This is a genomic window from Chitinophaga skermanii (assembly GCF_003259335.1).
Lineage (GTDB): Bacteria > Bacteroidota > Bacteroidia > Chitinophagales > Chitinophagaceae > Chitinophaga > Chitinophaga skermanii.
This window is the reverse complement of record NZ_QLLL01000010.1, coordinates 50,991-67,009: the sequence shown is the minus strand read 5'-3', so window position 1 is coordinate 67,009 and position 16,019 is coordinate 50,991. Positions and strand designations below refer to the sequence as shown.

Sequence of the window (16,019 nt, the reverse complement as noted above, 5' to 3'; positions counted from 1 at the left end):
CGGTTTGCATAAAGTTCATATGTAAACCATGGAATATGAATCAATTTTGAAGAAAAGAACGTAAATTAAGCGGTATGAATGGAACAGTATTTCTATTTGATGTAAGCTTGCCTTTGAAAGACCCAGTGCCTATTTTTTCCTTGGTACTGTTTATCATTCTATTGGCGCCTATCATCCTGCGGAAGTTTAGGATACCCAGTATTATTGGGTTGATCATTGCTGGGATGTTGATAGGTGATCATGGATTTAAATTAATTGAGAAGGGCAGTATTGATTTGTTTGGGAAGGCCGGTTTATTGTACATTATGTTCTTAGCCGGTTTGGAATTAGATATGGCCGACTTTAGAAAGAACCGGAACCGGAGTATGACATTTGGTTCTTTTACCTTTTTTATTCCCCTAATACTGGGCTTCGTGGTTTGTAAGTACGTTTTAGACCTGAACTGGATGGCCACGATGCTGATATCGAGCATGTTTGCGACCCATACTTTAGTAGCATACCCTATTGCCAGTAGGATGGGTATCACTAAAAATGAAGCAGTTACAGTAGCGGTGGGTGGTACAATTATTACCGATACGGCTGTGTTGCTTATTTTGGCCATTATTACCGGCGCTCAATCCGGTAACCTAAACACCGCATTTTGGTTACGCCTTGGTATTTCTTTAGCTATATTCGCGGTGATCATTCTCTGGATATTTCCTTTGGTAGGAAGATGGTTTTTTAAGAAGATAAAAGACGATAAAACAACGCACTTTGTGTTTGTATTAGCGCTTGTATTCTTAGCTGCTTTCTTGGCTGAATTAGCCGGCGTAGAAGGGATTATCGGTGCGTTCTTAGCCGGTTTAGCTTTGAACCGTTTAATACCACATACTTCACCATTAATGAATAGGCTAGAATTTGTAGGGAATGCATTGTTTATCCCGTTCTTCCTAATTTCCGTGGGTATGATCGTGGATTTACGCGTATTGTTGAAAGGTCCGCAGGCATTAATTATTGCCGGCGTGTTAACGGTGATGGCCTTAGCTAGTAAATGGTTGGCTGCATTTTTTACGCAATTGTGTTTTAAATATACTCCTACACAACGGAATGTAATTTTCGGTTTAAGTAGTGCGCATGCTGCTGCTACTATTGCCGTGATTATGATTGGTTACAATATGGGTATTGTGGATGAGAATGTGCTGAATGGAACAGTGGTATTGATTTTGGTGACTTGCTTAGTGGGTTCCTTCGTAACCCAATCTGCCGGTAGAAAATTAGCGATCGTAGAAGCCAATAAAAAAGCGCCACTAGGTGAACAACCAAGTAGAATATTAATTCCCATCTCTCCCAATGCAGAAAGAATGGAGTCCATGATCGATTTTGCATTAATGATCAATGATCCTCATTCTAAAGCGCCTATATACCCCTTAGTAATTGTGCAAGATGATGATGCCGCAAAAGAAAATGTATTCAGCAGTAACCGCATGATGGAGAAAGCTGTGATGCATGCCGCGGCAACGGAAAGCAATTTACAAGTAGTTACCCGTGTTGATTTGAATATCTCCGATGGGATTAGTCGTGCTGCGAAGGAATTAATGATTTCCGACGTAGTATTAGGGTTTACCGATAAAACCAGTACAACGGATCGTTTCTTAGGAAATATCTTTGGTACTACGCTCGATAACGTACTACAATCGGTTTGGGATACCGTGTATGTATGTAACTTCCATCACCCGCTTAGTACAACGAAAAACTTGGTATTAATTGCACCGAAGAATGCCGAGTATGAAATTGGTTTTGCGCATTACATGCAAAAGATATTGTTGCTAACGAAGCAAGCCGGGGCGAAGCTCCAAGTATATGCAGGTGCCCATACAAAAGTGGCCATTAGTGATTTGATTACGGCATCGAAAAGTAGTGTTGAAGTAACGTATGTTACGTTGGAAGAATTGGAAGACTTTTTAGTGATTGCACGCAGTGTGTCTAAAAACGATTTAATGGTGGTTATTTCGGCGCGTAAGAGTACTTTGAGCTATAGTCCTTACTTGGATAGTATTCCGGCCAAATTGTACCGTCATTTCAAAGAAAACAACGTAATACTTATATATCCAGAACAAACGGAGGTGGATACAACGGAACCGGGTGTAATGCCTGCCGATCTAACATTAGCGCCCATCCAGGAGCAATTGCAGAATTTAAATAAATTAGGCAAGGTAGTGAAGAGGATATTTAAGAACCCAAAGTAATAGCAGTATTGTTATAAAAGTAAAAAGGATGTACATGTGTACATCCTTTTTTTATGCGTTTGAAATTGGCGCTAATAAGAAAAGCCCTCTCGATAGAGAAGGCTTTTTTGTGGGAGTTGACGGATTCGAACCATCGACCCTCTGCTTGTAAGGCAGATGCTCTGAACCAGCTGAGCTAAACTCCCTTTTTGTTTTTCGAACGTTGTTTGTTCGTTGGGAGTGCAAATGTAGAAAAGAAAATTATGTAAACAAGAAATTATGCAACTTTTTTTAAAAATATTTTTTTCAATCGCTTGTAATGCTTACTGGTATTGTGTTATAGAGGATGATATTTTTTTGAGATTGTAATTGTGTTATATGCTGTTTGTGTTTTTTAAAATGTTTACATCGTTTTTCTGTGTAGAAAAATGCTGTGTTAATAGTAGGATAAATTGTTGTTGGTTTTATTGACATAATAAAGGAAGATGCATGTGTTTGCATTGAAGTTGTTTGATTACAATACCTGAAATGATTAGGGAAGTGGGTACTATTAAATGGTGGGGAATATTTGCTGCTTTGGGGTTCAACTTGCTGTATAAAAAACGGCGCTAAAAATGTGCTGCTACAAAGCGAAATAGTAGTTCGATCGCTTAGTTCATAGCAATAAAAAAGCCTCCTCGATTGAGAAGGCTTTGTGTGGGAGTTGACGGATTCGAACCATCGACCCTCTGCTTGTAAGGCAGATGCTCTGAACCAGCTGAGCTAAACTCCCTTAGGAAAAAATGAAAGTCTTTATGTAGTGGGAGTTGACGGATTCGAACCATCGACCCTCTGCTTGTAAGGCAGATGCTCTGAACCAGCTGAGCTAAACTCCCATTATTTTTTCCCTTTTGTGTGGAACGCTTTTCGTTCGTTGGGATTGCAAAGGTAGAAATTATTTTATCTCTGCCAAATTTATTTTTCAATTTCAGTAAGCATTTCAGCGTTTTTTTATTTTATAATCTTTTGAAATGCTTACTGGTATTGAGTTTTATGGTGAATAAAAATTTTTGAAATTTTTATCGTGTTGTAACTAAGCGACTTGCATTAACGCAATTCCCAGTCAACAATATTATTCACCCATTCAGCACGGTAAGGTGTACTTACCTTAATATAGTTATCGGTATAACCTTCCATCATACCATCTTTTGCATGCGATTCGAATAACACAGAGCGTGTGTCACCCACATGCTGGGCATTAAAGAACTGCTGCTTCATGAAGCTTAAGTTGCGTAATGCTTTATTGCGTTCTTGACGTACTTGCTGCGGAACAACCGGTTTAATATCCAAAGCCGCAGTGTTGGCCCTTTCGCTATAAGTAAACACGTGTAAATAAGATACATCAAGGCTGTGCAAGAAATCGTAGGTGTCTTTGAAGTGCTCGTCGCTTTCACTTGGGAAGCCAACAATTACATCTACACCAATAGCGCAATGCGGCATCTTTTCTTTGATTAATGCTACTTTCTCTGCATATAGTTCTCTTCTGTAACGCCTGCGCATTAACCCCAAAATCTCGTTGTTACCACTTTGTAATGGAATATGAAAATGCGGCATAAACTTCTTACTCTTCGATACGAAATCAATGATTTCATCCGAAAGCAAGTTCGGCTCAATCGACGAAATCCTGTAACGCTCAATCCCATCTACTTCTTCCAAAGCTTGCACAAGTTCGAAGAATGTTTCTTCACGTTTCTTCCCACCTTCAAATCCTTTCCCAAAATCGCCCAAGTTTACACCGGTTAACACGATTTCTTTTACGCCGCTGGCGGCTAATTCTTTGGCATTGGCCACCACATTCGCAACACTGTCACTACGACTAATACCACGCGCCATTGGAATGGTACAGAAAGCACAGTTATAATCGCAACCGTCTTGTACTTTTAAGAAGGTACGGGTGCGGTCGTTTACAGAATATGATGAATGGAATGTATTCACGTCCTCGATATCGCAAGAACAAATTTTTGCGCTATCTCCCTTCGTGAAATTTTTAATATGTTCAACGATATTGAATTTCTCAGCTGCACCCAAAACAAGGTCCACCCCTTCAATACCGGCAATTTCGCCTGGTTTTAATTGTGCATAACATCCCGTTACCACTACTACACTCTCGGGAGAACGACGTTGAATGCGGCGCACCAATTGGCGGCATTCTTTATCGGCATTATCCGTTACGGAGCAAGTATTGATCACGTATACGTCGGCTGCATCCTCAAATTCTTTCTTCTCGAAGCCGTCTTTCTCAAACAATCTGCCGAGGGTAGACGTTTCAGAGAAGTTCAGTTTGCAACCAAGCGTGTGAAATGCTACTGATTTTGCTTGTGTCATAAGTCGGCAAAGGTAGCACTTTTTACATTATTGCACGGTGGGAGTTTTTATCGTAGTTTAGCCATTTTTTATATGTATAAAGCATGGAAAACGGCCGCCTTGGCCATCTTAACGCTGATCCTAGCCATCGGTTGTGAACAGCCCATTAGCTCACAACAAGCGCCACCAAAAGCGAAGGCATCTCGGCCTGCGACTAAGTCGACCGCCAGTAAAAAGGATGTTCCTACATTGAAGTTTACGAAACATGCCTTGTGCCGGATGGCTTGCCGGCGTATATCGGAGGAGGAGGTGCTGGATATGTATATGAATGGGAAAGTCAACCCCAAGAAATCTGAAAAGAATGGTAAGCCTTGTCCAACCATTGCCCGCGAAGGTTATACTTCCGATGGCCAACATGTTCGCATCGTATTCGGGGAATGTGGTGGCGAGGTGAAAGTGATTACCTGTATAGATTTGGAACGCGATTGGAGTTGCGAATGCCCATAGTATGTATATTGCAACAAATAATTAGGTTATACCGCGGGAATCCTGTAATTTTCGCGTTTTTCTATTAAAATACAGCCGGCTAATATGTTTAGGATTGTGAAGCCATTCCAAGTGATTTACACCATTTACGCAATCATCGTTTTCTTGGCGATCATGTTTTTGATTTTGCCGCCAATTATTCTTGCCTCGTTTATTTTAGGTAAGGTTAAAGGGGGAAACATTGTGTTTTATTTCTTGCGTTTTTGGGCGCATGTATGGTTTCCTTCGGTGGGTATTTGGTTTAAAAGAGAATACCGTGAACCGAACGACGATAAGCCTTGTATTTACTGCGTAAACCACAGCTCGTACCTCGATGCTGCTATTGCCGTAAAAGTAATGCGTTTACCTTTCCGCCCATTGGGTAAAATTGAATTGGTAAAAGTGCCGTTCTTCGGTATCATCTATAAAGCTTCCGTAGTAGCTGTAGATCGTAAAACAGCTGCCGGCCGCTCAAAAAGTGTACGCGAAATGATTGCGATGTTGAAAGAAGGGGTTTCTGTTTTGATCTTCCCAGAAGGAACGTTCAATAAAGGTGACCAACCATTAGGCCAATTTCACAATGGCGCTTTCAAAATCGCTATCGAAACCCAAACACCAATCAAACCCGTTTTATACGTAGATAGCAGGCAGCGTTTACCCAAAGTAAACCTTACCTCGCTTACACCAGGTGTTTGCCGAATCGTTTACTTACCTACTATTCCAGTAGAAGGACTAACAATAGCTGATCTTCCTGCTTTAAAACAACGTACTTTCGACGCCATGGATGCTGCGATGCGTGAGTACCACGAATTTCCAAGTTTACAAACCGTATGATGTTTGCTGATGTAATTTTACCGTTGGCCCTACCGAGGAATTATACCTATTCTATTCCGCCACACATGGAACACAATGTGCATGTGGGCAGTAGGGTAGCTGTGCAGTTAGGAAAAAATAAGAAGTACGCCGCCATCGTAAAAAACATTCACACGCAAGCACCACAAGCTTATAAAACAAAGCCTATTATCGATATTCTCGATAAGGAGCCTGTTGTATATCCCACCCAGCTTAAATTCTGGGAATGGATCGCACAATACTATATGTGCACAGAAGGGGAAGTGCTTAATGCTGCTTTGCCGGCCCACCTTAAACTTTCCAGCGAAACGGTTCTGTTGTATAACGATAGTATCGAACACGATTTTTCCTTGCTCGACGATGATGAGTACATGATCGCCGAAGCTTTAAACATTCGGAAAGAATTACGTATCGACGAGGTACAACTAATTCTCGATAAATCTGAAGTGTACAGCGTCATCAAACGTTTGCTCGAAAAACGGGTGCTGATCATTTATGAAGAATTAAGAGAAGCCTACCGCGAGAAGAAGGAAAACTACGTACAGCTACAACCCGAATTTGAATCGGAAGAACGCCTCGCTCCTTTATTCGACGAACTTTCCCGGGCTCCTAAACAGTTGGAGTTATTACTCGCTTATCTTCACTTAGTGAAAACCCAAGGTGCCGTTATCCAAAGCGAATTGTTGAAGAAATCGGGCGCTTCTGCAGCTCAACTAAAAGGACTCGTAGAAAAAGGTATTCTCTGGATAGAGAAAAGAACAGTGGATCGAGTTCCCCTCGGAACGATCGAGTCTACCATCGATTTCGATTTGAGTCCAGCCCAAGAGAAAGCGTTAACAGAAGTACACGCATGTTTTACGCAAAAGCCGGTAACCTTGCTACATGGCGTAACGTCTAGCGGTAAAACGCAAGTATACGTGAAGCTCATAGAGGAAGCTGTTCAGGCTGGTAAGCAAGTTTTATACTTACTCCCAGAGATAGCATTAACAGCACAAATCATCCGGCGGTTAAAAAAACATTTCGCGGGAAAAATTGGTATTTACCATTCCCGTTTCAGTAATAATGAAAGGGTAGAAATATGGAATAAGGTGAAAACCGGTGAAATCCTAATTGTTTTGGGGGCACGTTCCAGTTTATTATTACCTTTCAAGGATTTAGGCTTAGTGATTTTGGATGAAGAACACGACCCTTCGTACAAACAACAAGATCCTGCTCCTCGGTATCATGCCCGCGATGCGGCAATTTATTACGCTTCTATTTTTAAGGCGAAAGTTTTACTGGGTTCCGCAACACCTAGTTTGGAATCGTATTACAACGCTACGCAAGGTAAATTCGGTTTAGTGAAGTTGATGGAACGCTTTGGCGGTATAGAAATGCCGGCAATTGAAGTAGCCGATTTAAAGAAGGAACATGCATTGAAAACCATGCAAGGGAACTTCTCCAGTCAATTAACAGAAGCTATCCAAGCTACGCTCGACAGTGGAAAACAAGTTATTCTATTCCAGAATAGGCGTGGTTATGCACCGTTTTTATTGTGCACCACTTGTGGTTGGATTCCGCAATGCCTACAATGCGACGTTTCGCTTACTTACCATCGCCAGCACGATAAATTACATTGTCATTATTGTGGTACACGTTACCCATATATTCATACCTGTGCTGCCTGCGGTAGTCAAACGTTGATCCCCAAAAGCTTTGGCACCGAGAAAATCGAAGACGATCTGCAACAGATGTTTCCATCAGCGAGGATAGCGCGTATGGATGTAGATTCGGTTAGAACGAAGGATAGTCATAACAAAATGATTCAACTCCTAGAAGAAAAGGAGATCGATATTCTAGTAGGTACGCAAATGGTTGTGAAAGGGTTGGATTTTGAAAATGTAACCCTCGTAGGCATATTAAGTGCCGATAGCATATTAAGCTTCCCTGATTTTAGGGTGAATGAAAGAGCTTTCCAATTAATGGAACAGGTAAGTGGTAGGGCTGGTAGGCGCGATGGGGTTGGACGGGTTATTATCCAAGCGAATAATACCAAGCATCCAGTGTTACAATTTGTAGCCGCACACGATTATGATGGTATGTATGCTGCCGAAATCGATGAACGCGAACGTTTTGCGTACCCGCCATTTGTACGTGTATTGAAAATTACCTTGAAGCATAAACAGGAAAGTACTGTTAACCAAGCGGCACAAGTATTGGGTAGTTGGTTAAAACCGCACCTTGGTGCTCAATTGGTAGGACCTGCTGCTCCAATCGTTAATAAATTACGGAACTATTATCTACAAGAAATGCTCATTAAGTTGCCACGTGATATGAAAAAAATCGCGCAAGCAAAGAACTTGCTGCGCGAATATTTTATCCAGTTAACAGCGGAAAAAGCTTTCCGTGCTGTACTGATTGTACCCGATGTGGATACGGTATAATTATTTAGCGATCTCTACTTTTACTTCTCTCAATTGCAATAAAGTTCTCAATACTTTTTCTAAACCTTCACGTGCTTTACCTTGGTAATCGGTTTGCGCGTACCATTGTGTTAATAGTAATGTAAAGGTTTGATCTGATTGTAATGATTTCAAACGGTAACCTACAACTTCGTCATCTCCTTCTTTATAAACATATTCACTGTTGAAGGAAGCCGCATTCTTCACTTTATATCCTGCCGGTAAAGCAATGCTAATCTTTGTTTCTTGGTAGAATGGGAACGTAATATTGATGGGTTGACCAGCAGCAGGTAAGTCGCCTAAATTATCAACCGGCATACGGTTAAGTTCACGTAAATCGATGCTGTACCCGTTGTTTTCTACTTTTAAGATAGATGTATTGCTGAACGAAGCTCTCACTTCTAATGGTCGAGAAATCATCGTCGGCGACCAATCTTGGTTCGCTACTGTAACACTCAAATTGCGCATTTCAGTAGGCGATAATGGCAAGTTACTCGTTAATACTTGCGTGGTATTTATTTTAGGTGTGTTAAGCACTGCTTTAAGCGTCACTTCTGGATCTCCACTAATTAATTGCGTAGTATTAACCAACAATGAATCGTTGCTAGGTGAAAACTTCACATCTACCGACATTCTAATCCCATTATTCGCATAGCTGCCTACTGGAACACGCATAAAATTGGTTTTCACTACAGAAGCGTTTGCCGTAGCAGAATCCCATGCATGTAATGCTAACGTGTTCGACCACATTGGCGGAATATTAGGAAAATGATAGTCGCGTTCTGTTGGCGCAATGGCTTGGTTTAATTCAGGGAAATAAAGCAATACATTTTTAGCCCGGTAGAAGGTGCATAAGCTCGTGTCGATAGGTAGTTCATCTCGTTGAGAAGCGAGTAATAATTCAGCACGGATACCCAAGTTGTAATACACTGCCGCCATAAGTCGAACCATACCTAAATCATTTGCCATTCGATTTTTAAGAATGGTACCCAAGTTTTCGAGGTCTGGGATATTCTTAGCAGGCTCATATTTGATGATACTTTTCAAGTAGTGCTCTACTTGGTAAATCAATAATGGCAACGATTTACGTTGACGAATAAATAACCAACCTTCCATTTCTTTTTGAAGGCGTGTGTATTCATTTTTGTCGATGTTATAGTAAGAAATATATTCACGTTCACCATAATCTTGCCAGTTGTATTCAACCGTTTCTCGCTTGTATGAAGCCATATTCACAAAACTTCTCATCCCAAATGAAACGCCTTGTACTAAAGGCTTCGGGAATACGAAAGCACTATTCGGAAAGGCCGGGATATTGTTCGCCTCAACATCAAATACAGTGGTTTGACCATGTTGCGCGCTTGTTACTTCACCAAAGCCATTCAAAGATTTAACATCAAACTTTAAAATGTTAGGTGTTACAAGCCGGAAGCGAGCATGTACAACAGGTACATCTTCTTGAAAAAGATCGGCACCGGCCAATGCGTCATATACTAGAGAGGCTAAATCGTATTCTAATTCAGACCCAGGTGTTAAAGCGGGTGTTTTAATTGTCCAAAATTCTTTCCCGTCAGCCCCGTTTAACTTACGTAATCTACCGGTAATCTGGCTAATAGTGCCATCGGGGGCAATTACGCGTGCTTCCATGTAAATAGGCTCGGCACCATCTTCTTTTGGTATAAGGATGGTGGCAGAGCTATCGGCACCTTTTTGTGTATTAATACGGAAATGCTTGTGTACGTATAGTATATGGGAAAGATTGGGTTCTGGACGGTCGGCCGCTTCTTTAAAGTTGCGAACAACGGTATAATCAAGCACAGTGATATCTGTATTGAATTGTGCAGGATTGGTAACTGTGTACGGCGTAGGTCTTACTTTGTAGGTATCAGGAAGTTGTGTATTGATTTGCGCTTGCGTTGTTACAACGAACAGGCTTGCGACCAATGTAGATAAAATGCGTGAGCTCATAATCTAGTTCCTTTATTGCTGGTGTGTATAATCTAAGTAAGCGGGTTAGCTAGCTGCACTTACTATTTTTTCTATTTCGTCTGATTCATAAATATGCACGCCATCTTGGTGTGCTTGGTAAACTTTCAGCATGGCTTTTACGATTGTTGTAGCGTTAATGCTCCGGTACTTACGCAGATTTCCCACGAGCAACACGTTCAATACATGCATCAAATTCATAGCCAATTTTTCAGTAAACCTTCTTTCGTCGCGTTGACCATTTATCAGCGAAGGTCGGAAAATATGTAATCCCGCGAAGCCTACCTGCTTAACAGCATTTTCCATAGACCCTTTCGTTCTTAAATAAAAATTCCTCGCTGCGGCATCCGCCCCGACGGCCGAAATTACTAACATTTGTGGAACACCGTTCGCATGGGCAATATTTGCTACCGTAACGGGGATTTCTAGGTCCACCTTTACAAAGTTAGCTTGTGTACCGGCTTTTTTGATTGTTGTTCCAATACAGCAAAACAATGCATCGCCTTGCAGCGCTGGTTTGAGCGGTTCTTCTTGCTCAAAATCGGCAACCAATACTTGCTCTAGCTTTGGATGATCAATGGGTAACCGCTTCCGGGTAATTGTTCGTACCTTATTGAAGGTATTATCTTCCAAAAGTAACTGCACCAATGCTTTCCCACACAACCCGGTAGCGCCTGTAACAATAGCTGTTTGCATGTGATTGTTAATTATCTTTGTTCCATAAATAAAGATAGCCTTTTTACACAAGCCATCATGATCGTACAAGAACAAGTTTCATTACAAGCCTACAATACTTTCGGCATTCCCGCTACAGCACGTTATTTCAGTACTTTTGAATCGATTGAAGATTTGGGGAATATTTTAAGCGATTCTCGCTGGAAAAATATGCCCTTACTCATCCTAGGCGGGGGTAGTAATATCTTGCTCACCAAGGATTTCAATGGTTTAGTATTGAAAAACAACATCAAAGGCATCGAGAAAACAGGTACAGCAGGCGACCATGTGTATATGAAAAGTGGAGCCGGAGAGAATTGGCATGGCTTTGTACAGCATTGTATCCAAGAAAATTTGGCCGGTTTAGAGAACTTATCCCTCATACCTGGCAATGTAGGCGCTAGCCCTATGCAAAATATAGGTGCCTATGGTGTAGAAATCAAGGACACATTCCATAGTTTAACGGCTTTCCATATCGAGGAACGCAAAATCATGACTTTCAACAACGCCGATTGTAAATTTGGCTACCGGGAAAGCGTATTTAAGCGTGAATTGAAGAATGAGTTTGTGATTGTAGACGTTACCTACCAATTAAATAAAACACCTCATTTTAATACCAGTTACGGGGCAATTGAACAGGAGTTGACCCAAATGGGGGTGAAAGATCTCTCTATTCAAGCTATCAGCCAAGCTGTTATTAATATTCGCAGTTCCAAGCTCCCCAATCCAGCCGAAATTGGAAACGCGGGTAGTTTCTTCAAAAACCCAGAAATTCCAGCAACCCAATACGAAACGCTAAAAGCTAAGTTCCCCAATATCGTAGCATACCCTTTACCCAGCGGGCATGTAAAGCTCGCCGCAGGTTGGCTTATTGAACAATGTGGCTGGAAAGGATTCCGCGAAGGTGATGCCGGTGTACACGCCAAGCAAGCATTGGTGTTAGTAAATTACGGTCGTGCTACCGGTAGCGAGATCTACGATTTGTCATCTAAAGTATTAGCCAGCGTACAAGAAAAGTTCGGGGTGGCTTTAGAGCGTGAAGTGAACATTATTTAAGCTTTTCTATGGCTTCTTCTATTTCTTCCAAGGCAACAGCATCTAAAGGGGTTACATAAGGATCAATAAAATGAAACTCGTGTAAATAACAATTTTTTGCCTTTTCGAAACTCGTACGGGCAGCCGCTATGTTATGTTGTTGCAATTGGTATTTCCCTAAGTAGTAGTAATTCTCGGCCAGGCCTGGATAACCAGCGATGCTTTGTTCTAAAGCTATACGTGCCTTGTCCCATTGCCCTACTTGCATATAAGTAACCGCTAAGTGTAAATAATCGTACAAGCCCCGGTTACCCGATGCAATTGATTTCTCCATGGTGCTAATAGCCAAGGTTTCATTCCCTATTTCTCTATAACTCAATCCCAATATCATGCGTAATGGATACATGCCATTGCCTGAAGAAGGTAAATAGCCTTGTAACAATGTTTCTAAGGCCGTAATATCGGCTATGGCTGTTTCGTAATCGTGTAAAAAGGAGAATGCACACCAGCCTCTTGTACCTAGGTGTATATTGGGCGCAAGTGCCACCGCTTTATCTATGAGTGGTTTCCACGTAATAAAATCACCATTTTTCAAATAGGGCACCGATTTCTCGTGCCAGCCTTTTGCAAACGTAGGATCCACTATTATAGAAGAGTCTAAGTATAATTGGGATTTCAAACTTCCTTGACGGTATTCAATTCCCATGGCGTAGTATTTTTCGGCCCTTTCGCGGGCTGAACTATTTTGCGCAAATAGTTTGCATGGTAGTAAAAGTAGGGGTAATAACCATCTCATGGCACAATATCTTTAATATAACCGTTTTCCATCTTAAATACCAAGTAATAATAACTATCTCGCTTTTCATTCATATACATGCCCGGTTGCCATCCTTGTAAGCCTTTCGCAATGGCTATAATTTGGGTGGTTATGTGTGCATCGAATGTGAGCGGCCGGTAATGTCTATCCATACCTGTTACATAAAAACGACCGGTTTCTCCATTTGCATTAATTAAGAAGCGTAGGGTAATAAAACCTTGCTGGGTGTTTTCCAGAACGGGTATATAATTTTTATGATAAGTCTTACGGATATAGTGGATACCACCCGTTACGTGTGTATCGATATTGTAATACTGGAATATAAAATTTTCATCTTTAGCACGCACGGTACTATCGATGGGTAAATCATTAACGGTTCTTGGATGAGGAACTTTACTTTGGGCAGAACAAACAATACAATTCAATAATAAAAATGCAACAACCACGAAACTTACGATGGCATAGCGTTTCATGTGAACGAAATTGGTTGATAAAAGGGTAAGGAGTAACAAGATAGGTAAATTATTTTAACAAAAGTTTATCAAGCTGGAAAATTTTTAACAAAACAATAAAAAAAGCCGTCTCTATAAAGTAGAGACGGCGGTTCAAAATTACAATCAAAACTGTAGAACAGTATTTTTATAGTTTCGAATAGTAATAATCGAAGTCTATTATTTTACCAAGCCCAGTAACTGTATAATAGCTACCAGCTTGTGGGTTTAATGGATCTATTTTTAATACATCCAAGGTACCACCACTATTGTAGTCACCATTAAATGTAGTAACACTAACACCCCAGGAAACCGGTTCTAAAACAAACTTGTTATATGATTGAGGGAAGTTGAGCACACTTTGCCATTGTGTTGGAGCAATTACTGATTGGTGGAACTTTGTACGAATTTTCGTAATGTTATTTCCTGTTCCATAATCCTTCACCAACTGTACAGTTTTTGTATCTAAGTTGTAACGGAATAATTTGCTGCCGTTGGAGAAATACATAAAGCCATATTTCAAGTCAATCGCAAAGTTCTCCGCCTGGAATAATTCTGGCGCCGTTACTTCGTATAAACTTAACGGTAGAGATGTTGCTGATGAATTAAACTCCATACGCGCAATAAATCTTTTCTTCGCACTATTTTCCATCAACGCAATTACGTTACCGGCATAAGCATGCGTATACCCCATCCAAACTAAATCCATACCTACACTATCAGGGTTAAAGCCATCGATTTTGTTGGTGAATTGTTTTAAGAATGAGTTTGTTTCATAGTGATACAAGAAACGCTTTCCACGTGTGTCGTATACTACGGAGGCTAAAGATGTTGTTTGCGTTACTTGGGCTATCGTTGGGGCAATATTGATTAATTCGCCCGTTGCTAAACGACTAATAGGTACACCCATTGTATAACGGAATACGTTATAATAACGGTACAAAGATGTATCCTTAATACCATATCCGATGCCGCTTGATGTTGGTAAAATTTTATCGAGTGTAGTCATTCCCGTAGAGTTTTCTAATGGGAAACTATACACCCTATTTTTCCAAGTAAAGTCATTGGTAACATTTATTTTTTCTAACCATTGGTCTGTTCCTGCATAAATCCAAACTTTTGTACCTGTTTCTGCTGCGTTAACAGATGCTGAAACGATGCTTAAAAACTTAGGTTTGCCCGGCAAACTATAAGGCACATTTGTAGTCGCATCTCTTAAGGTCGTTTGGAATTCGCTGAATCGTTTAGGATAAGTACCTACATTTAAAGTATCCTCGATCAAATAACCAATATTAGCAGTATGGTCACTTTTTTCTGTTAATAAGAACCAACCGTTTTTCCTTACACTACCCATGATGGTAATCGTGAAAGGTGTTGTCCATGTACGGCCAGTTCTTTTATCGGTTACCAAATAATAAGCATTATATGCACCCGATGTATAACGGAAAACACTGTCCAAATTCTTGCTATTATCAATAACACGTAATTTGTCTTCCCCAATTAAATAGCTAACCGACATTACCCATTGATAACTAAAGTTAGAATCGGCTACATTTTCAGCACCTTTTAATACAGGCTGAATATCGGGTTTATCACCTGCTGCAATAGCATAGTTTGAAGGAATTCCCTCGATGGTAATGTCAAGTGGTTGTGTATATTCATAGTTGCCCAAATCTTTTTTACACGCACCATACACGAGCGCACTTAAAAGGAGGCAACTGCAAATGATTTTATGTTGAAATTTCATGTGATTCGATTTGATAGTTTATTGGTAGGATATACCCATTCTAATTCTTGTAACACCATCGGCTTCGTAATAAAAACGGTTGGCTACCGCTTCTTTAGCAAGCCAATATTGCATATAAGATGCCCAACCGGTAGCACGATCTAAGTGCTGGCCACTATTAGCTGATGTGATAGTAGGATTGAAATCTTCAATTGTTAGATTCAATATATCCATCATCAAGAATAATTTTTCTCTTGAGAAAGTGCCTAGTAAGTAAGTGTTGATAGTACTTTTTGTACGATCGCTTGTCCAAAGAGACGGAACACCGGTAATATCATCTACATAAATTAAAGTAGAAAGGATATCTAAACTATCCGTTTTCGCATTGTTTTGTTTGTATTGGATATTTGTTTGGAATTGCTCGTTCGATACCAATCGAAGTTTCAGCGATAAGGTATCTTTTTTCATGTCTGGCGTACGAATAATTTTCACCACAACATTCCCGGTTGTTCTACCTTTTAAAATAACCGGTACCGTTACAAATTCAAAATTTATCCCTTCCTTCATTGTTGAATGTTCATCAGCAACAACTTTAAAGGTTCTATCTTCCTGGGCAGCAGGTCCAGTTGCACGTACACTCAATATGAAGATGGAATCCATTTTCTCTGTGCTTGTATAACCAAAACTGATGAACTCGTTGTCATTTTGAATGGTTCTATCAAAGGTTAATGCCTTGTTAAACCTATCGGAGAAATAGATCGTACTTTTAGTAGTACTGGGATCGTACATCATAATTGGATCTTCTTTACAAGATACCATCGATAATGCTACGATGCAGGTGAGTATATAATTGATGTATTTAAGTTGCATATAAAACGTTTTGAA

At 40.5% G+C, this 16,019-nt stretch carries 12 protein-coding genes and 3 tRNA genes; 5 read left to right on the top strand and 10 right to left on the bottom strand.

All coding sequences use genetic code 11. The features are described from left to right. Window positions 1-74: 74 nt before the first annotated feature. Window positions 75-2,225, top strand: a complete 2,151-nt coding sequence (locus LX64_RS22355; protein WP_111599923.1) for a cation:proton antiporter — start codon at window positions 75-77, stop codon at window positions 2,223-2,225. Between the two features lie 110 nt (window positions 2,226-2,335). Here the strand turns inward: LX64_RS22355 and LX64_RS22350 are convergent. From LX64_RS22350 to mtaB, 4 genes are all read right to left on the bottom strand, one after another. Beyond that, a tRNA-Val gene (locus LX64_RS22350) sits at window positions 2,336-2,410 on the bottom strand. A gap of 491 nt (window positions 2,411-2,901) precedes the next feature. After that, window positions 2,902-2,976 (bottom strand) — tRNA-Val (locus tag LX64_RS22345). Between the two features lie 28 nt (window positions 2,977-3,004). Further along, window positions 3,005-3,079, bottom strand: a tRNA-Val gene (locus tag LX64_RS22340). A gap of 211 nt (window positions 3,080-3,290) precedes the next feature. Beyond that, window positions 3,291-4,568, bottom strand: coding sequence for a tRNA (N(6)-L-threonylcarbamoyladenosine(37)-C(2))-methylthiotransferase MtaB (gene mtaB, locus LX64_RS22335; protein WP_111599922.1), 1,278 nt, complete (start codon window positions 4,566-4,568; stop codon window positions 3,291-3,293). A gap of 72 nt (window positions 4,569-4,640) precedes the next feature. Here mtaB and LX64_RS22330 point away from each other — a divergent pair, with 72 nt between their 5' ends. The 3 genes from LX64_RS22330 (at window position 4,641) to priA (ending at window position 8,347) form a co-directional block, all read left to right on the top strand. Then, window positions 4,641-5,054: a DUF4258 domain-containing protein gene (locus LX64_RS22330; RefSeq protein ID WP_111599921.1), complete on the top strand. Its 414-nt coding sequence runs from the start codon at window positions 4,641-4,643 to the stop codon at window positions 5,052-5,054. 84 nt (window positions 5,055-5,138) lie between these two features. After that, complete coding sequence (locus tag LX64_RS22325; protein ID WP_111599920.1) at window positions 5,139-5,906, top strand: lysophospholipid acyltransferase family protein; 768 nt, start codon at window positions 5,139-5,141, stop codon at window positions 5,904-5,906. Continuing rightward, window positions 5,903-8,347, top strand: coding sequence for a replication restart helicase PriA (priA, locus tag LX64_RS22320; RefSeq protein WP_111599919.1), 2,445 nt, complete (start codon window positions 5,903-5,905; stop codon window positions 8,345-8,347). The genes LX64_RS22325 and priA overlap by 4 nt, the downstream gene beginning before the upstream one ends. On the opposite strand, the gene LX64_RS22315 is transcribed toward priA, so the two are convergent. Together LX64_RS22315 and LX64_RS22310 are read right to left on the bottom strand one after the other, a co-directional pair. Beyond that, the gene (locus LX64_RS22315) at window positions 8,348-10,333 is read right to left on the bottom strand and encodes a DUF3857 domain-containing protein (RefSeq protein ID WP_111599918.1); all 1,986 of its coding nucleotides are present in this window, start codon (window positions 10,331-10,333) and stop codon (window positions 8,348-8,350) included. A 45-nt stretch (window positions 10,334-10,378) separates the two neighbouring features. Then, complete coding sequence (locus tag LX64_RS22310; RefSeq protein WP_148707429.1) at window positions 10,379-11,047, bottom strand: NAD-dependent epimerase/dehydratase family protein; 669 nt, start codon at window positions 11,045-11,047, stop codon at window positions 10,379-10,381. Between the two features lie 57 nt (window positions 11,048-11,104). Here LX64_RS22310 and murB point away from each other — a divergent pair, with 57 nt between their 5' ends. After that, a complete protein-coding gene (gene murB / locus LX64_RS22305; protein ID WP_111599916.1) occupies window positions 11,105-12,121 on the top strand; it encodes a UDP-N-acetylmuramate dehydrogenase in 1,017 nt (338 codons plus the stop codon). Here murB and LX64_RS22300 read toward each other — a convergent pair. The 4 genes from LX64_RS22300 to LX64_RS22285 form a co-directional block, all read right to left on the bottom strand. Beyond that, the gene (locus tag LX64_RS22300; protein WP_111599915.1) at window positions 12,114-12,896 is read right to left on the bottom strand and encodes a tetratricopeptide repeat protein; all 783 of its coding nucleotides are present in this window, start codon (window positions 12,894-12,896) and stop codon (window positions 12,114-12,116) included. The genes murB and LX64_RS22300 overlap by 8 nt on opposite strands. Further along, the gene (locus LX64_RS22295; protein ID WP_111599914.1) at window positions 12,893-13,390 is read right to left on the bottom strand and encodes a hypothetical protein; all 498 of its coding nucleotides are present in this window, start codon (window positions 13,388-13,390) and stop codon (window positions 12,893-12,895) included. Before LX64_RS22295 ends, LX64_RS22300 begins: the two co-directional genes overlap by 4 nt. A 166-nt stretch (window positions 13,391-13,556) precedes the next feature. After that, window positions 13,557-15,155, bottom strand: coding sequence for a PKD-like family lipoprotein (locus LX64_RS22290; RefSeq protein WP_111599913.1), 1,599 nt, complete (start codon window positions 15,153-15,155; stop codon window positions 13,557-13,559). An 18-nt stretch (window positions 15,156-15,173) separates the two neighbouring features. Beyond that, entirely contained in the window at window positions 15,174-16,004 is an 831-nt protein-coding gene (locus tag LX64_RS22285; protein WP_111599912.1) for a DUF4843 domain-containing protein, read from the bottom strand. Between the last annotated feature and the right edge of the window lie 15 nt (window positions 16,005-16,019).